Genomic DNA, 17,035 nt, shown 5'->3' with positions numbered 1-17,035 from the left:
TCGTTACTTCAGCTTGCCCTTCATCGTTGCTTCAGGAAAGCATGTCGGCTTCATGCCGTTCTTCGCCTGCCACTGGCCGATCGACCGCCGCGTCTTGTAGCCCGGCAATCCATCGGACCCGCCGACGTCGTAGCCCTGCCGCTCCAGCGCCTTCTGCATCGCGGCGACATCGGAACGCAGCATCTTGCCGACATCGCCCCATTGGCCCTCAAAGGCGCCGCCGTTGAAGGCGATCCGGTCGGCGAGATTGCCGATATAGAGCGCGTAGAGGTCGGAGTTATTATACTCCTTGATGATGTAGAAATTCGGCGTGACGATGAACTCCGGCCCGTCGCGGCCGGCCGGAACCAGCATCATCCCCTGAGCCTTCATTTCGCTCGGCGGAAAAGCCTTGCTGGAAATGCGCTGGATGCCGAGAGAGGCCCAGTGCGAAAGCGGCTTTGCGAGATCCGGTCCTTCCTGGGCGCAGGAGACCGCTTGGGGTATCGACACCTCGAAGCCCCAGTCGCGGTCGCGCTGCCAGCCCTTCTTGACCAGGTAATTGGCGATCGAGGCGAGCGTATCCGGCACCGAGGTCCAGATGTTGCGGTGGCCGTCGCCGTCGAAATCCACCGCATATTTCAGATAGCTCGTAGGCATGAATTGCGGCTGGCCGAGCGCGCCGGCCCAGGAGCTCTTGAACTCGGCAGGCGCGACGTCACCGCCGTCGAGAATATGCAGAGCTGCCACCAGTTCGGTGCGGAACATCTCCTTGCGCGTCGACATGAAGGCCTTGGTCGCCAGCACCTCGATCGCCGAATTCGGGATCTTCGCGGCCCCGAAGCCCGTCTCCCGACCCCAGATGGCAAGCACGATCGAGCCCGGCACGCCATAGGTCTTCTCGATCCGCTTCAGCGTCGAGCTATACTGCGCGGCAAAGCCGCGTCCCGTCGCGGTGAGCCGCTTCAGCTGGTCCTCGTTGAAATAGGGACCGGGCGAGGAAAATTCCGCCTGCGTCTGCTTCTGCTCCTTCGGCGGCGGGAAACCCGGCGGGGCGAGATCCGGCAGATTCCAGTTCAGCGTGACGCCCGAGAAGGCGGCCCTGAACGTCTTCTCGGAGACACCGCCCGCCTTCGCCTCGGGCCAAAGGTCGCTCCGCACCCATTTTTCGAATTGCGCCTCGACATCGGCTTTTGATGGGGCTGCGTATGAGGGGAGAGGGAGGAGGGCGGCTGTTATAGCGAGTGCGAATATCCGCAGGCGTCGTGGAACACCCCCCTTGTGGGGGTCCGAAGGACGGGTCGAGACCCGTGGCTCGACCCCGGGCCCGGCAGGGCAGAGGGGGTTATATTTCAGCATATACAATCCCCTCATATCGCCGTCCGCGCCCGCAGCGCCGCCGCAAGCGTGCCCTCGTCGAGATAGTCGAGCTCGCCGCCGACCGGCACGCCGTGCGCCAGCCGCGTGATCTTCACCTCGAGCCCCTGCAACTGGTCGGTGATGTAATGCGCCGTCGTCTGCCCCTCGACCGTGGCGTTGACGGCGATGATCAGCTCGCGAATGCCGCCTTCGCCGATGCGATCGACCAGCCCGCGAATGTTGAGATCGTCAGGCCCGATTCCATCGAGCGGCGACAGCGTGCCGCCGAGCACGTGATAGGCGGCGTTCATCGCTCCTGCCCGCTCCAACGCCCAGAGGTCCGACACGTCTTCGACCACGATGATGACGGATTGATCGCGCTGCGTATCGGTGCAGACGGTGCAGGGATCGACGGTGTCGACATTGCCGCAGCGCGAGCAGATCTTCACCTTGTCATAGGCCTCGCCCATCGCGTGCGACAGGGGCCCGAGCAGCTGGTCCTTCTTCTTGATCAGATGCAGTGCCGCCCGGCGGGCCGAACGTGGCCCGAGGCCCGGCACCTTCGCCAGAAGCTGGATGAGTTTTTCGATTTCGGGGCCGGTGACTCGTTTTGCCATGCGCCGTTCTTAACTGATATGGAACGAAAACGGAATCGCGGAAGGATCGGCTGCCCCATGAAAATACTGGCGCTTTGTATCGGCAATCCGGAAAGGCTGGCCGGCAAGAGCTACAAGACCGGCATCTTCAAACATGCGGTCAATGGCGCGGTGATGATCGATGCCGAGGGACTGGTCGGCGATGCCATCTGCAACCGCAAACACCATGGCGGCGTCGATCAGGCGGTTTATATCGAGGGATCGCTGACGCTCGACTGGTGGGCGGGCGAGCTCGACCGGTCGTACGAACCCGGCACCTTCGGCGAAAACATGGTGATTTCAAATCTCGACAATCGCGACGTCGCCGTCGGCGACCGGTTCATATCAGGCGATCTCATCCTCGAAGTCACCGCATGCCGCATTCCCTGTGCCACCTTTGCCGCAAGGATGAACGATCCGAAGTTCGTCAAGCGCTATACGGTGGCCGCCCGCCCCGGCATCTACTGCCGCGTCATCCGCGGCGGTGTGGCCAAGGCCGGAACTGCGGTCGAGCATCAGCCCTTCTCAGGCAAAAGGGTGACGATGCCGGAGCTGATGAAAACGTTCGGCAGGCAGCTTTCGGAGGCGGACCGAGCGCGATATCTCGCCGCTCCTATTCACCACAAGCTGCGAGCGCTGCTGGAAATGCAGCGGTAAGAGTGGTGTCCTAAGATCGATTGCCTGCTATCAAAATGGCAGCTTAAAGCCGGGCGGGATCGGCAGGCCGGCGGTGAGCGCCTTGGTCTTTTCGGCGGCGAGCGCTTCGGCCTTGTCCTTGGCGTCCTTGTGGGCGGCAACGATCAGGTCCTCGAGGATCTCGACATCGTCTTCCTTGAAGAGCGACGGGTCGATCTTCAGGCTCTTCAGCTCGCCCTTGCCCGAGATGACGGCGGTGACGAGGCCGCCGCCGGCCTTGCCTTCGGCAGTGAGCTCGGCGATCTCCGCCTGCATCTGCTCCATCTTGGCCTGCATTTCCTTGACTTTGCCCATCATTCCCATGATGTCGCGCATCGTCTCGCTCCTTCTTGAAACGTCAGAATTCTATGTCGTCGCCGGGCAGGATGTCGCCTTCCTCGGATTCGGCGGCAGCCGGCGGTTTCGCCTCGCCTTCCTCTTCCGGTTCCGGCGCCCGCACGCGCACGTCGATGATCTTCGCGCCCGGAAAATGCGCCAGGATCGCCGCCACGTCAGGATCCTGACGGGCGTCGCTGACGCGCTGTTCCTGCGCCTTGGCTTCCGCCTCCACCATCGTCGGCCCGCCTTCTTCGCGGCTGGTGCTGACGATCCAGTGGATTCCAGTCCACTCCTTGAGCTTGACCGCAAGCTCGTTGAGCAGCGTGTTCGGAGCGCCTTCGGTGAGGTTCACATCCAGCCGGCCGGGCTCGATGCGGACCGGCCGCACGAAGTTGCGCACCAGCGCCTTCAGTTTGACATCCCGCTTTTCGCTGGCGAGGTCGACGATATCACTGACCGAATTGATACGGACGAGCGGCTTCGGCGCCTCTGCGGGTTTGATCTCGGTGCGGCCGATATTCTGCGGCTCCGGATTGGGCACGGCCCGCAGCATCGCGGTCGGCCCCGACGGCTGCGGCCGTGGTGTCGGCTCCGTCGCGCGCGCCGCAACGCTGCTCTGATAGGGAACCCGCGTTCCGTTGCCGCCACCATTGCCGGAGGGCGAGGAGGGCCGCTGGCCGCCATTGTCGCCGGAAAATTCGGCAAGCCGCCGCGCTGCATCCTCGGGCGCCGGCAGATGCGCCGCATGCGCGAGCCGGATCAGCACCATTTCGGCAGCGCCCGCGGTGCGCGACGCGCCTTCGGTTTCAGGAATGCCCTTGAGCAGCATCTGCCATATGCGCGACAGCGTCGTCACCGCGACGCCCTTGGCGAATTCAGCCGCTTTGGTGCGTTCGACTTCGCTGAGCGAGGGATCGTTTGCCGCATCCGGCACATATTTCAGCCGCGTCACCAGGTGGGTGAAATCGGCAAGATCGGTGAGCACGACCACCGGATTGGCACCGGCCTCGTATTGGCTCTGGAATTCGCCAAGGGCGGCGGCCACGTCGCCCTTGATGACATGCTGGAAGAGATCGACGATCCGGGCGCGGTCGGCAAGGCCGAGCATGCCGCGCACGGCTTCGCTCTGGACCACGCCTGCGCCATGGGCGATCGCCTGGTCGAGCAGCGAGAGCCCGTCGCGGGCAGAGCCTTCGGCGGCGCGCGCAATCATCGCCAGTGCGTCCGCTTCCGCCTCGATGCCTTCCTTGGCCGCAATCGTCGAAAACAGCCCGACGAGATCGGATGCACTGATGCGGCGCAGGTCGAAGCGCTGGCAGCGCGACAGCACCGTGATCGGCACCTTACGGATTTCGGTGGTCGCGAAGATGAACTTCACATGCTCCGGCGGCTCTTCCAGCGTCTTCAACAGGCCGTTGAAAGCCTGCGTCGACAGCATGTGCACTTCGTCGATGATGTAGACCTTGTAGCGCGCCGAAACCGGCCGGTAGCGCACCTGTTCGATAATCTCTCTTATATCGTCGATACCGGTGTGCGACGCGGCGTCCATCTCGATCACGTCGACATGTCGGCCTTCCATGATCGCCTGGCAATGGTCGCCGGGGATGCGGAGGTCGATCGTCGGCTTGTCGATATCGGCTGTCTTGTAATTCAGCGCCCGCGCCAGGATGCGCGCCGTCGTCGTCTTGCCGACGCCGCGCACGCCGGTCAGCATATAGGCCTGCGCGATGCGACCGGTCTCGAAGGCGTTGGTCAGAGTACGGACCATCGGCTCCTGGCCGACCATCAGGTCCGTGAAATCCTTGGGGCGGTATTTGCGAGCCAGCACCCGGTATCCGGTGCCCGTCGAGGCGGCATCTTTTGATTGTCGCTCGGTGTCGCTCATCGCCCTGCTTGTCGCCCGGAATTGTCGGGCATTTCGTGGAGAGAAGGTGGGAGGCTGGCACGATGACCCGTGCCGGGCTCGTTAGGGCTGCTTCCTTCCGGACCTGACCCGGTTGGCGAGTGGCTCGTCCACCACCAACCTCCCGGATGCACATATCGGCAATATCGTCATCAAAAGCAAGCCAACATGATAAAAAACTGCTAGTCGTTGGAAAACACGAGGAGAATGCCTTTGAGCGGTTTCGTGCTCGACCCCCGGCTGCAAAACGACAGCGTCAGCATCATGGTCACCGGTCTCTGTGATCTCAGATTGTCTAAGGACGCCCGCTGGCCCTGGCTCATTCTCGTGCCGCGTCGGGCTGGCATCACCGAAATCTTCGAGCTGACGCCGCTGGACCAGGTGCTGCTCGCATTCGAGACGGAGCTGGTCGCCAAGGCCCTGAAGGAGATTACCGGCGCGACAAAAATCAATGTCGGGGCTCTTGGCAATATCGTCCGCCAGCTTCATGTTCATGTTATTGCCCGCTTCGAAGGCGATGCCAACTGGCCGGGTCCTGTCTGGGGCTTCGGGCGGGCAGAGCCCTACGAGGACGCAAAGAGAGATGAATTGACAGCAAAGCTGCGGGAAGCCCTTTCATCATGAGTCATTCGCTTTTCGATTCGGATGTGCCGCATCCGGAACCCAGCAATCTTACGGCCTTTGCAGCCAACGACCTCAACCGCGATTCCGAACATCGCGACGAACAATCCGTCGAAAAGGCGCTGGCGAGGGAGGGCACGCATATCTTCGCCTTCGCGAACGACAAGCTGGTGCTGAAGCATGACGGCCAGGTGCTCGATCCGCTCTTTGCCCGCTACGAACTGCAGGAGCTTCGGCCGAATTGGGACGAGACGGTGCTGTTAGGCTACCGCAAATCCGGCGAGCCGCGTCTTGCCGTTCCCGTCGGCGTCGGTGTCGACGACCTTGCCAGCCAATATAAGCCGGCCGACGGCCGCACCCTGTTTCGCGAGATGCTGATCGACGAGGTGCTGCTCGGCGAATTCGCCCAGGCTGCAAGCCTTATCCGCTGGAACGGCGACAACCGCTTCTGCGGCCGCTGCGGTGCGGCGATGGAGATCCATATCGGCGGCTACAAGCGTGTCTGCACCGCCTGCGAGCACATGATCTTTCCCCGCACCGATCCCGTCGTCATCATGCTGACGGTCGACGAAACGCGCGATCTCTGCCTGCTCGGACGCAGCCCGCATTTTGCCCCCGGCATGTATTCCTGTCTGGCCGGCTTCGTCGAGCCCGGCGAGACGATCGAGAACGCCGTCCGCCGCGAAACGCTGGAGGAATCCGGCATCCGCACCGGCCGCATCCGCTATCATGCGTCGCAGCCCTGGCCGATGCCGCACTCGCTGATGATCGGCTGTTATGGCGAGGCGAAGTCCACGGAAATCAAGCGCGACGAGACCGAATTGGAGGATTGCCGCTGGTTTACCCGGGAGGAAACGCTGGAGATGCTGGAACGCCCGGGCGCCAATGGCAAAGCCTCGCCTCCGAAAGGAGCGATCGCCCACCGCCTGATGCGCGACTGGGTGGAGTGGAAGCGCTAGTGCCATGCCGGTCGCCCGTTCGGAACGGCTGTTGACGCTGCTCCAGACGCTTCGGCGTTATCGCAGGCCGGTGACCGGCACGGTGCTTGCCGAGGAGACCGGCGTCAGCCTGCGCACGCTTTATCGCGACATTGCCAGCCTGCAGGCCCAGGGTGCAATGATCGAAGGCGAAGCCGGCATCGGCTATGTGCTGAAGCCCGGCTTCATGCTGCCGCCGATGATGTTTTCCGAAGAAGAGCTGGAGGCACTGGTGCTCGGCTCGCGCTGGGTGGCCCGCGCCGCCGAGCCGCGCCTCGCCGGCGCCGGCGCCGATGCGCTCGCTAAGATCGCCGCCGTGCTGCCGGCCGATATGCGCGAAATGATCGATTCGGCAGCCCTCTTCGTCGGCCCGAAACGCCGGGATGAGGACAGTGCCGATGTCTCGGCCATCCGCAAGGCCATCCGCCTGGAGCGTATTCTCGAACTGCATTACGGCGACGAGCAGGGCCGCATTTCACGGCGCCGCGTCTGGCCTTTCGCACTCGGTTATTTCGAGCATGTGCGCGTGCTGATGGCCTGGTGCGAGCTGCGCCAGGATTTTCGCCATTTCCGCACCGACCGCATTATCGACATGGCCCTGCATGAGGTGCGCTATCCGCGCCGCCGCACCGTTCTCCTCAAGGAGTGGCGCGAGACGCAGGACGTGCCGATCGAGAGGTGAATGCTGCTGCCATAAACTGTCAGTAGCCGGCGTTATGATCAGACTCAATCCGCTACAGCGCCGCGCGTTTTTGGACGTGCAAAGGACACTGTAGCATCCAGGTTATGCGCATCGAGCCGATGCGCCAGGGAAGGAGTACCGATCATGGCAACGTCTCCAGTCTTCCAGCAAGCCGGTGACCGTTTTGCAGTTGACACCTTTGCCGATGTCATTTCGGCTGAAACTTTCGCCGATGTCCGGCAGTCCGGGCACTCCGGCCTTCTGCGCCGGGTCATGAACATCTTTCGGGTACGCAGTGCAAACCACACCAGCCTCGATATCGAGGCGGCACCGGATTGCCGCAAGCGCGACCTCGGCTTCATGGATGGACGCAATCCGCGCCGCGGGGACCGTTTCCCGCTCTAATCCGTCTCACCAGCAATATTTCATCTGACGAGAACGGGGCGTAGCAATTGCTACGCCCGCTGCATCCTGCTGACATCAATTGTCAGCAGCTGACCTCTCGTCCGCAGCATCCACCAGCAAACGGGAGAACCGAAATGACCAGCCCCAATCTGATTATCCTCTAAGTCAAGGACCCGGGCGAAAGCGCCAGCTTCTACCGGAACCTTCTGAACCGCGAACCGGCCGTGGAGGCGCCGAATTTCGTGGCCTTTCCGCTCGACGGCGGCTTCACCCTCGGTCTCTGGCGGCGCAGCAAGGTCGAGCCGCAGCCTTCCGCCATCGGCAACCGAGGCGAGGTGGCCTTCATGGTGGCGGGGGAAAATGCCGTCGCCAAGCAGTACGAGGACTGGCGTCAGCGCGGCCTGCCGATCGCTCAGGAATTGACCGAGCTCGATTTCGGCCCGACCTTCGTCGTGCTCGATCCGGACGGGCATCGGCTGCGCGTCTGCGAGCCGGATAAATAACACCATGCCGCGAGGTCTGTTAAAGCAGGCCTCGCATAGCATGCCCCTTGTAGACGCCGAGAATGCGCACCTTTTCGGAGAAGAACCGCAGTTCCTCCAATGCCCGGCGAACGTTCGGGTCGTTCGGATGTCCCTCGATATCGGCGTAGAACTGCGTCGCCACGAATTTTCCGCCGAGCTGATAGCTTTCGAGCTTCGTCATGTTGATGTTGTTGGTGGCAAAGCCGCCGAGCGCCTTGTAGAGCGCGGCCGGAATGTTGCGGACATTGAAGACGAAGGTGGTGACGACCTTTTCTTCCGCCGAATTGCGTTGCGCCCATTCCTCATCGCGGGACAGGACGACGAAACGGGTAACGTTGTTTTCCGTATCCTCGACGTTCTCGGCGACGATCTCGAGCCCGTAGAGATCGGCGGCAAGGCGCGGCGCGAGTGCCGCCATCGAGCGATCACCGGTTTCCTTGACGAGTTTTGCCGCCCCCGCCGTATCGCCGGCGATAACGGGCTTCCAGCCGTGAGCGCGCACGATCTTGCGGCACTGGCCGAGCGCGTGGATATGGCTGTGCACCGTGCGGATCTCGTCCTGGGTGACCCCGGGCAGCACCATCAGCTGGAAGCGGATCGGCATGAAATATTCGCCGATGATATGCAGCCGCGATTCCGGCAGCAGATGATGGATATCGGCGACGCGTCCGGCAATCGTGTTCTCGATCGGGATCATCGCGATATCGGCGTCGCCATTGTCGACTGCCGTGAAGGCATCCTCGAAGGTCTGGCAGGGCAGCGGTTCCATGGTGGGAAACATGTCGCGGCAGGCCATGTCGGAATTGGCGCCGAATTCGCCCTGGAAGGCGATCCTGTTGGTCTTGATGTTCATGAGGAAAATCCGTCAGTTGGCCTTCGCGGAAAGAATGCGCCGCGCCTTTTCGAGGTCGGCGGGAGTATCGACACCGAGCGGAACCGTGTCAACGATCTCCGCATCGATGCGCATGCCGGCCTCTAGCGCCCGCAGCTGCTCCAGAGATTCGCGCTTTTCGAGCGTCGACGGGCCGAGCGAGACGAACCGTTCGAGCGCTGCGCGACGATAGGCATAGAGGCCGATATGATGGTAGAGCGGCCCTTTGCCGTAAGGCGCCGTGGCGCGGGTAAAGTAGAGGCCGCGCAGGCGGGTGTCGGAAATCGGCGAGCCGATCACCTTGACGATGTGCGGCGCGGTCTTGTCCTCCTCATTGTCGATTTCGATGGTCAGCGTGCCGATGTCGACCGCTTCGTCCTCGAGGGGGCGCAAAGCCGCACGCACCGTTTCCGGCTCGATCGTCGGCAAATCACCCTGGACGTTGACGATGAACTTCGCCTTGCCGTCCGGATCGACCCTGGTCAGCGCTTCGAAGATACGGTCGGAGCCCGACTGATGATCCCGGCTGGTCATGACGACTTCGAAGCCGGCGGCAGCCACGGTGTCGAACACCTGTTGGTCGTCGACGGCGACGACGACGCGGCCGATTTCCGCTTCGCGAGCGCGCATTGCGACCTGCACGATCATCGGCAGTCCGCAAATATCGGCGAGCGGCTTGCCCGGAAGCCGGGTGGAGGCCATGCGCGCCGGGATCAGCACGAGCACGTCGTCTAAATTTGAATCACGCATTGTTCGGGCCTTCTATTCCGGGCTGAAAAGTGTCAAAAAGTCTCACGCATAAGACCATTTAGACCATTGCAACGATCAGTCAAAAGACATAGGTTCCGCGCGATTTCAAGATGGTCCGGTTCTGGTCTGCCGGCTGCAAGGGGAGCATTGCAGATGAATTCATACGTCAATACGGCCGTGGGGGCGCTGCTCGGAACGATTTTCGTTCTGATGTCCGTCTCGATCGCGTCCGAGGGGATCTTCCATTCCGAAGCGCCGGAGAAGGAAGGTTTCGCGATCGTTGCCGAAGAAGCGCCCGCCGCCGGCGGTGAAGCTGCACCGGCCGCTGCCGTTCCGATCGCGCAATTGCTCGCTTCTGCAGATGCCAAGGCTGGCGAAACGGTCTTCAAGAAGTGTCAGGCCTGTCATGACGCCACCAAAGGGGGGCCGAACAAGGTCGGCCCTAATCTCTTTGGTGTCGTAGATCGCCCGATCGGCTCGCATGAAGGCTTTGCCTATTCCTCCGCCATGAAGGATTTCTCCAGGGGCGGCAGCGAAAAGTGGACCTTCGAATTTCTGAACAAGTTCCTTCTGGCGCCGAAGAAGGACATTCCCGGCACCGCCATGGGCTTTGCCGGCTTGGCGAAGGATCAGGACCGTGCCAACGTCATCCTCTACCTGCATACGCTCGCCGATTCGCCGGTGCCGTTGCCGGATCCGAACACCGCGACGCAGTAAAGCGCGGTAGCATAGGCATGACATAGAAGCCCGGCCGCAAGCCGGGCTTTTTGTTGTCGAGGAACGGTTCAGGCGCCGAGGAAATAGGCCCAGAGCGAGACGGTGACGGCTCCGAGCGCCGTCGTCACCGAGATCGTCGAGGCGGCGAGGCTGTGGCCGACGCCGAAGCGATTGGCGATCAGCCAGGCGTTGACGCCTGTCGGCACGGAGGAGGTCAGCACGATCGCCGCCGTCCATTCGGGGCTGAGGCCGAGGAGATGGCTTGCTGCCCAAACGCAGCCCGGCAGCAGCAGCAGCTTGCACGCCGACGTGACGCTGGCGATGCCGAGATTGCCGGATACACCGTATTTTTCCAATGCCATGCCGAGCGAAATCAGTGCCGCCGGGCCGGCAATGCCGGCGATCTGATTGACGACCGTCGCCAGCGTCGCCGTCATGGTAAGTCCGGAGAGGTGCATGGCCATGCCGGCCGCAAGGCCGATCACCAGCGGATTGCGGATGAGATTGATGGTGATCTGGCGAAGCACGAAAATAATGCTCCGGTCACTTTTGCCGGCGATCTTGCGCTCCGCATGCTCCATAAGCACCGTGCCGGCGACCATCATCACAGGCAGATGCACGGCAAGCAGGATCGACAGCGCCACCAGCCCTTCACCGCCTATGGTGCGCTCGACCAGCGGCAGCCCGATGAACACATTGTTGGCGAAGGCGGAGGACACGCCGGCCAGCACGCCGATCCGTTCGTCGCGGCCGAACAACCGCGTGGCAGCGATATGGCCGGCGGCCCAGGTGATGGCGACGCCGGAGAAATAGACGATCCAAAGCCGGAAAGGCGACGCGCCGTGGAAATCCGCCTCGGCAATGGTGCGGAAGAGCAGAAGCGGCACGGCGATCTTGAAGACGAATTCGCTGAGCGCTTCGCCGACATTCGAGGCCATCAGCCCGCTGCGGACGATCACCCAGCCGATGAGGATCAGGATGAAGATGGGAAGGACGTCGAGAACGATGGCTGACATGAGGCAGGATGCTCTGCGGGGGAGGGGAGTATCCGACCTCTAGCAGCAAAAGGCGCAAGTTGAAAAGGCAATCGCCACCCGTCTTCGAACCGAACGCATTCGGACGCAAAAAAAGCGGGCACGGCCCGCTTTTCCGCTCCGGTCCTTGCCGGATATCCGGATCGCGAAACTGCCAGTTCATCCGTGGTCAGCATCGCGCCGGCAAGATCGAAGGGATCATCCCCCGTGCGCCCGGCTGCAACTGAAAGCTGCTCATGCCGGACTTCCTGCGAGGATTTCTAGATATCGAAGATGACAGGGGCGTGACGAATAAGCGGCACTTTTGCGAAGAAATAGAAGTGCCAATCACCATTTATCCTTCCAAACCGCGGAAATTTCGCTAAGACCGAACCCCGGCTATCACAAATCCGGGACTCCCCATTTCATGACAAGATTCGATGTTCTGACAGTTGGCAACGCCATCGTGGATATCATTGCCCGTTGCAACGACCAGTTCCTCATGGACAACCAGATCACCAAGGCGGCGATGAACCTCATCGATGCCGAACGTGCCGAACTCTTGTATTCGCGCATGGGACCGGCACTCGAAGCCTCCGGCGGCAGCGCCGGCAACACGGCGGCTGGCGTTGCGAGCCTCGGCGGCAAGGCCGCCTATTTCGGCAATGTCGCCGCAGATCAGCTCGGCGAAATCTTCACCCATGACATCCGCGCCCAGGGCGTCCACTACCAGACGAAGCCGAAGGGCACCTTTCCGCCCACGGCCCGTTCTATGATCTTCGTCACTGAGGACGGCGAGCGCTCGATGAACACCTATCTCGGCGCCTGCGTCGAGCTCGGTCCCGAGGATGTCGAGGCCGACGTCGTGGCCGACGCCAAGGTCACCTATTTCGAAGGTTATCTCTGGGATCCGCCGCGCGCCAAGGAAGCGATTCTCGAGTGTGCCCGCATCGCCCATGAAAACGGCCGCGAAATGTCGATGACGCTGTCCGACAGCTTCTGCGTCGGCCGCTATCGCGGTGAATTCCTCGACCTGATGCGTTCGGGCAAGGTCGATATCGTCTTCGCCAATCGCCAGGAGGCGCTGTCGCTTTACGAGACCGAAGATTTCGAAGAGGCGCTGAACAAGATCGCCGCCGACTGCAAGATCGCCGCGGTGACGATGAGCGAGGACGGCGCCGTCATCCTGAAGGGCAGCGAGCGTTATTATGTCGATGCGATCAGGATCAGGGAGGTTGTGGATACAACGGGCGCCGGCGACCTCTTTGCCTCCGGCTTCCTCTATGGCTACACGCAGGGGCGGTCCCTGGAGGATTGCGGCAAGCTTGGTTGCCTCGCCGCCGGCATCGTCATTCAGCAGATCGGCCCGCGCCCGATGACCTCGCTTTCCGAGGCCGCCAAACAGGCCGGGCTTATTTGAAGGCTTCGCCCGGATAGGCGCCCCAGATCTCCGACTGCGCCACCCAACCGGAGGCGCCGTCGGCTTCGGCGCGGCACCAGTCGCCGTTGCATTCGCCGATCGTCAGCATCACCCCGGGTTCCAGCTTGGCGACGATCGAGGCGGAGGGTAGCGCCTCGCGGCGCAGATTGACGTAGACGCCCTTGCCCTTCGTCTTCATCCACGGCGCGGCGATCGCCGCGCGCTGGCCAGACAAGAGCGACTGATTGACCCATCCTTCGGTGCCGTCGGCATCACGGATGCGGCGCCAGTTGTCGTATTCCTGAATGATTTCCACCGGCAGGCCGGATTTCAGATACATCCACGAAACGGCGAAATCCGTTCCCGGACCAATGCGCAGGTTGACGCGCTTGGATTTCAATGTGACGAATCGCGGCAATGGCAGGCCGCTTGGCCCCTTGGCCGCCTGAGCATGAGCAAATTCCAGGGTTCCCCAGGATGTGGCCAGAACGATTGCGAGGGCAAGGCAGGACTTCAGGACTTTGCTGCGCATGGAGACTTCCGTTTGCTCGAACTCGCGGGCAAGCCCGGCCTGCACGCGGTCCGGGCTTTGACATTCCCCGGCTGCACCACGAGTTTTGTTTGTCTTCGCGTGCGGGTCTGGTAGAAATTGCCCGGAACGGGAAAATTATCACCCCTCTTGGTTAAAGACCTCTGAACAAGGCACCGCAGGCAGCCATGACAGCGAAGAAAAAACCGAAGGTCTACATCACCCGCAAGTTGCCGGATGCCGTCGAAACCCGAATGCGCGAGCTCTTCGATGCCGAGCTGAACATCGATGACGCGCCGCGCTCCGTTCCAGAGCTTATCGCCGCCGTCCGGACCGCCGATGTGCTGGTGCCGACGGTCACCGATCGCATCGACGCGGCGCTGATCGATGCGGCGGGACCGCAGATGAAGCTGATCGCCAGCTTCTCCAACGGCACCGACCATATCGACGTCGAGGCGGCGGCGCGCAAGGGCATCACGGTCACCAACACGCCGAATGTGCTGACCGAGGATACCGCCGATATGACAATGGCGCTCATCCTTGCGGTGCCGAGACGGCTTGGCGAAGGGGCGCGGGTGCTGACCGACAAGCCGGGCGAATGGGCTGGCTGGTCTCCCACCTGGATGCTCGGGCGGCGAATTCACGGCAAGCGTGTCGGCATCGTCGGCATGGGCCGTATCGGCACGGCGGTGGCGCGCCGCGCCAAGGCTTTCGGCCTTTCGATCCACTACCACAATCGCAAGCGCGTCAATCCGGCCGTCGAGGACGAACTCGAAGCGACCTATTGGGAAAGCCTCGACCAGATGCTGGCCCGCGTCGACATCGTCTCGGTCAACTGCCCATCAACGCCGGCGACCTTTCATCTGTTATCAGCGCGCCGCCTGGCGCTGCTGCAGCCGACGGCCTATCTCGTCAATACGGCACGCGGTGACGTGGTCGATGAAACCGCGCTCATCAAATGCCTGAGGGAAGGCAAGATCGCCGGCGCCGGCCTCGACGTCTTCGAGAACGAACCGGCCGTCAACCCGAAGCTCATCAAGCTCGCCAATGAGGGCAAGGTCGTGCTGCTGCCGCATATGAGCTCGGCGACGATCGAAGGCCGCATCGACATGGGCGACAAGGTCATCATCAATATCCGCACCTTCATCGACGGCCACAGGCCGCCGAACCGGGTGCTGCCGGGCCGTTGAGGGCGCCGGCCGGGTTCAGGCGAAGCGGGCGGAAGGCGCAAGCACCTTCTGCATCTCGATGAAGGTCGTCCGGACGAAGCCGGGATGCGCCTTCTCGGCTGTTCTGAAAAATCCCCAGGCGGCGAAGACGGCGTGGTTGTCGGTGAGCTCGATCCGGGTTTCCAGCCGCAAGGCCGGAAGGCCGAGCCCTGCAGCCGTCTCCTCGGCAATTGCCAGAAACCTTTTGCCGAGCCCCTTGCCCTGGACGTGCGGCAGAACGGCGAGCTTGCCGATATAGAGACAATCGGGCTCCGGCCGCAGGAAGACGCAGCCGGCAAGCTTTTCGCCATCGATGGCGACGTGAGCAATCTCCGCCTCGGCTTTTTCGGCAAGCGACTGCGTCGTAAGGCTGAGCGCCGAAGAGGGCGGATCGATCCTGCCGTTCATCGAGGCGAAGGCGGCAAGGATGAGCGCGAGCAGTTCGTCCCAGCGCGTGAAGGTCTGATCCAGACGTATGATCTTCATAGGGCCTGTCCTTGCCTGCGTCGTTTATAGCGTATCGTATCGAACCGGGCCGAGAGCGCGTCGTAGAGCAGCAGCCGTCCGATCAGCGGTTCGCCGGCGCCGGTAATCAGCTTGATCGCCTCCATCGCCATCATCGTGCCGATGACGCCGGTCAGCGCGCCGATGATGCCGGCCTCGGCGCAGCTGGGGATCAGCCCCGCCGGCGGCGCCTCCGGAAACAGATCGCGATATGTGGGATTGGGCGTTCCGTCCTCGCCGGTCTCAAAAGGCTTGAGGACTGTCAGCGAACCATCGAAACGCCCGACCGCGCCGGTGACAAGCGCAATCTGCGCCTCTTCCGCCGCGTCGGCGGCGGCATAACGCGTACCGAAATTGTCAGAACCGTCGATCAGCAAATCGAAGCCGGCAAGCTGCCGCTGGGCGGTTTCGGCGGAAAAGCGTTCCTCGAAGCGGATGAGCCGCACATGGGGGTTGAGCCTGGCAATGGCCAGGGCAGCGCTTTCGGTTTTCAACTCGCCGATCGTGCCGGAATCATGGATCACCTGACGCTGCAGATTGGAGAGGGACACCCGGTCGTCGTCGACGATGCCGAGCGTGCCGATACCGGCGGCGGTGAGATACTGCAGGACCGGCGCTCCGAGGCCGCCGGCGCCGATCACCAGCACGCGGGCCGCCTTCAGTTTCTGCTGGCCCGCGCCGCCGATCTCCGGGAGCAGGATGTGGCGGTGATACCGGGCGATTTCATCTGGGCTGAGAGGTTCCATGGCGGCGATGGTAGCATGGTCCTCGACATCGGGAAAAGCTGTCTCCCTCATCCGAACACCCTTCCGTCCGCAACCGTCAAGAACTGCGCTCGGTCTGCGAGCGCCGAAAACATCGTCCGATCGGTGCCGGTCATGAAGGCTTGGCCGCCGAGCCCGTCGATGAGGTCGAACAGCGCGGCTCGACGCCCCTCATCGAGATGCGCGGCGATCTCGTCGAGCAGCAGGATCGGAGCATGGCCGGTGAGATTGCCGACGAGCCGCGCATGGGCAAGCACCAGGCCGACAAGCAGTGCTTTCTGCTCGCCGGTAGAACAACGCTCCGCCTCCATCGCCTTTTCGCGGTGGTGGACGATGAGATCGGCCCGGTGCGGCCCCTCCAGCGTGCGCCTCGCGCCGGCATCGCGATAACGGCTCTCGGCCAGCATCGCCGCGTAGTCGTCCTCAAGGTCGACTGATGGCCGCGAGTACTGGCCGTCCATGAAGCCTGACAGCTGTAGTGAGGCCGAAGGGAAAGGCGAACTCTCCAATGTTTCCTCGATCAACCGGGTCAGCAGGCCGAGCATCTCCTGGCGAGCGAGCGCCATGGCGATGCCGAGGCTCGCCATCTGCTCTTCGATGCCCGCAAGCCAGGACGGATCGAACCGGCCTTCGTCCAGCAGTTTATTGCGGCTGCGCATGGCGCGCTCGAAATCGCTGGCGCGGCGGCCGTGGGCGGGGTCGAGCGACAGCACCAGTCTGTCGAGAAAGCGGCGGCGGTCGGAGGAGGCGCCGGTAAAGAGCCCGTCCATCGCCGGTGTCAGCCAGAGAACACGCAGGTGATCTGTCAACTCGTCGGCGGTTTTGGCCGGGGTGCCGTTGATGCGCAGCCGGCGGGCTGTGGTCTCTTCGCCCGTTTCGACGCCCGTTCCGATCTCGACTTCACCCTCCATGCCGTCAAGTGCCGCGAAGATCGAAAAGCCGCCGGTCGCGCCGACCCGGGTCATCTCGCCATAGGCCGCTCGGCGCATGCCGCGGCCAGGCGAAAGCAGCGAGACCGCCTCCATCAGATTGGTCTTGCCAGCGCCATTGTCTCCCGTCAGCACGGCATGCCGACCATCGAGGCTAAGGCTCGCGGCCGCATAATTGCGGAAGTCTATCAGCTTCAGACGGGAAAGTGAGACCTTATGCGGCATTTCGTG

Annotated in this window: 19 protein-coding genes, 1 other RNA gene and 1 pseudogene; 9 read left to right on the top strand and 12 right to left on the bottom strand. The window is 62.6% G+C overall.

Annotated features, from left to right (window positions below; translation table 11 throughout):
• Positions 1-3: 3 nt before the first annotated feature.
• Positions 4-1,335, bottom strand: coding sequence for a lytic murein transglycosylase (locus GA0061105_RS09400; RefSeq protein WP_425348757.1), 1,332 nt, complete (start codon positions 1,333-1,335; stop codon positions 4-6).
• Between the two features lie 14 nt (positions 1,336-1,349).
• Positions 1,350-1,955, bottom strand: a complete 606-nt coding sequence (gene recR, locus GA0061105_RS09395) for a recombination mediator RecR (RefSeq protein WP_092749618.1) — start codon at positions 1,953-1,955, stop codon at positions 1,350-1,352.
• 18 nt (positions 1,956-1,973) lie between these two features.
• On the opposite strand from recR, the gene GA0061105_RS09390 reads away from it, so the two are divergent.
• Positions 1,974-2,630 carry an MOSC domain-containing protein gene (locus GA0061105_RS09390; protein ID WP_064693314.1) on the top strand — a complete coding sequence of 219 codons (657 nt, stop codon included), beginning with the start codon at positions 1,974-1,976 and terminating at the stop codon, positions 2,628-2,630.
• A 30-nt stretch (positions 2,631-2,660) separates the two neighbouring features.
• Here GA0061105_RS09390 and GA0061105_RS09385 read toward each other — a convergent pair whose 3' ends face one another.
• The 3 genes from GA0061105_RS09385 to ffs all read right to left on the bottom strand — a co-directional run bounded on the left by GA0061105_RS09385 (position 2,661) and on the right by ffs (position 5,015).
• Positions 2,661-2,984, bottom strand: a complete 324-nt coding sequence (locus GA0061105_RS09385; RefSeq protein ID WP_064693315.1) for a YbaB/EbfC family nucleoid-associated protein — start codon at positions 2,982-2,984, stop codon at positions 2,661-2,663.
• 22 nt (positions 2,985-3,006) lie between these two features.
• Positions 3,007-4,872, bottom strand: a complete 1,866-nt coding sequence (locus GA0061105_RS09380; RefSeq protein WP_092749616.1) for a DNA polymerase III subunit gamma/tau — start codon at positions 4,870-4,872, stop codon at positions 3,007-3,009.
• A 46-nt stretch (positions 4,873-4,918) separates the two neighbouring features.
• An RNA gene (gene ffs, locus GA0061105_RS09375) (signal recognition particle sRNA small type) lies at positions 4,919-5,015 on the bottom strand.
• Positions 5,016-5,103: 88 nt separating this feature from the next.
• On the opposite strand from ffs, the gene GA0061105_RS09370 reads away from it, so the two are divergent.
• From GA0061105_RS09370 to GA0061105_RS09350, 5 genes and pseudogenes are all read left to right on the top strand, one after another.
• Entirely contained in the window at positions 5,104-5,514 is a 411-nt protein-coding gene (locus GA0061105_RS09370; protein WP_082928953.1) for an HIT domain-containing protein, read from the top strand.
• Positions 5,511-6,470, top strand: a complete 960-nt coding sequence (gene nudC, locus GA0061105_RS09365) for an NAD(+) diphosphatase (RefSeq protein WP_064693318.1) — start codon at positions 5,511-5,513, stop codon at positions 6,468-6,470. The genes GA0061105_RS09370 and nudC overlap by 4 nt, the downstream gene beginning before the upstream one ends.
• 4 nt (positions 6,471-6,474) lie before the next feature.
• Complete coding sequence (locus GA0061105_RS09360; RefSeq protein ID WP_064693319.1) at positions 6,475-7,170, top strand: helix-turn-helix transcriptional regulator; 696 nt, start codon at positions 6,475-6,477, stop codon at positions 7,168-7,170.
• Positions 7,171-7,314: 144 nt separating this feature from the next.
• On the top strand, positions 7,315-7,575 hold the full coding sequence (locus GA0061105_RS09355) for a hypothetical protein (protein ID WP_064693320.1): 261 nt from the start codon (positions 7,315-7,317) through the stop codon (positions 7,573-7,575).
• Between the two features lie 134 nt (positions 7,576-7,709).
• Positions 7,710-8,078, top strand: a pseudogene (locus tag GA0061105_RS09350) (VOC family protein).
• Positions 8,079-8,097: 19 nt separating this feature from the next.
• On the opposite strand, the gene GA0061105_RS09345 reads toward GA0061105_RS09350, so the two are convergent.
• Together GA0061105_RS09345 and GA0061105_RS09340 are read right to left on the bottom strand one after the other, a co-directional pair.
• On the bottom strand, positions 8,098-8,952 hold the full coding sequence (locus tag GA0061105_RS09345) for a prephenate dehydratase (protein ID WP_092749614.1): 855 nt from the start codon (positions 8,950-8,952) through the stop codon (positions 8,098-8,100).
• Positions 8,953-8,964: 12 nt separating this feature from the next.
• Entirely contained in the window at positions 8,965-9,720 is a 756-nt protein-coding gene (locus GA0061105_RS09340) for a 3-deoxy-manno-octulosonate cytidylyltransferase (protein ID WP_092749612.1), read from the bottom strand.
• Positions 9,721-9,873: 153 nt separating this feature from the next.
• Between GA0061105_RS09340 and GA0061105_RS09335 the strand changes: the two genes are divergently transcribed.
• Positions 9,874-10,437: a c-type cytochrome gene (locus GA0061105_RS09335; protein ID WP_092749610.1), complete on the top strand. Its 564-nt coding sequence runs from the start codon at positions 9,874-9,876 to the stop codon at positions 10,435-10,437.
• 68 nt (positions 10,438-10,505) lie between these two features.
• Here GA0061105_RS09335 and GA0061105_RS09330 read toward each other — a convergent pair whose 3' ends face one another.
• A complete protein-coding gene (locus tag GA0061105_RS09330) occupies positions 10,506-11,453 on the bottom strand; it encodes an AEC family transporter (protein ID WP_064693324.1) in 948 nt (315 codons plus the stop codon).
• A 424-nt stretch (positions 11,454-11,877) separates the two neighbouring features.
• Here GA0061105_RS09330 and GA0061105_RS09325 point away from each other — a divergent pair, with 424 nt between their 5' ends.
• Positions 11,878-12,870, top strand: coding sequence for an adenosine kinase (locus tag GA0061105_RS09325; protein WP_064693325.1), 993 nt, complete (start codon positions 11,878-11,880; stop codon positions 12,868-12,870).
• On the opposite strand, the gene GA0061105_RS09320 is transcribed toward GA0061105_RS09325, so the two are convergent.
• The gene (locus GA0061105_RS09320; protein WP_064693326.1) at positions 12,863-13,402 is read right to left on the bottom strand and encodes an SH3 domain-containing protein; all 540 of its coding nucleotides are present in this window, start codon (positions 13,400-13,402) and stop codon (positions 12,863-12,865) included. The genes GA0061105_RS09325 and GA0061105_RS09320 overlap by 8 nt on opposite strands.
• Positions 13,403-13,587: 185 nt before the next feature.
• Here GA0061105_RS09320 and GA0061105_RS09315 point away from each other — a divergent pair, with 185 nt between their 5' ends.
• On the top strand, positions 13,588-14,589 hold the full coding sequence (locus GA0061105_RS09315) for a 2-hydroxyacid dehydrogenase (RefSeq protein ID WP_092749608.1): 1,002 nt from the start codon (positions 13,588-13,590) through the stop codon (positions 14,587-14,589).
• A gap of 15 nt (positions 14,590-14,604) precedes the next feature.
• Here GA0061105_RS09315 and GA0061105_RS09310 read toward each other — a convergent pair whose 3' ends face one another.
• Genes GA0061105_RS09310 through recF form a run of 3 tightly spaced genes read right to left on the bottom strand, consistent with a single transcriptional unit; the run spans position 14,605 to position 17,029 of the window.
• Entirely contained in the window at positions 14,605-15,093 is a 489-nt protein-coding gene (locus GA0061105_RS09310; protein WP_092749606.1) for a GNAT family N-acetyltransferase, read from the bottom strand.
• On the bottom strand, positions 15,090-15,908 hold the full coding sequence (locus tag GA0061105_RS09305) for a molybdopterin-synthase adenylyltransferase MoeB (RefSeq protein ID WP_064693329.1): 819 nt from the start codon (positions 15,906-15,908) through the stop codon (positions 15,090-15,092). The genes GA0061105_RS09310 and GA0061105_RS09305 overlap by 4 nt, the downstream gene beginning before the upstream one ends.
• Positions 15,905-17,029 carry a DNA replication/repair protein RecF gene (gene recF / locus GA0061105_RS09300; protein WP_092749604.1) on the bottom strand — a complete coding sequence of 375 codons (1,125 nt, stop codon included), beginning with the start codon at positions 17,027-17,029 and terminating at the stop codon, positions 15,905-15,907. Before recF ends, GA0061105_RS09305 begins: the two co-directional genes overlap by 4 nt.
• Positions 17,030-17,035 lie beyond the last annotated feature (6 nt).

It is taken from the genome of Rhizobium aethiopicum, assembly GCF_900094625.1.
GTDB lineage: Bacteria > Pseudomonadota > Alphaproteobacteria > Rhizobiales > Rhizobiaceae > Rhizobium > Rhizobium aethiopicum.
The sequence above is the reverse complement of the archived record's forward strand: the minus strand, read 5'-3'. Positions and strand labels throughout refer to the sequence as shown.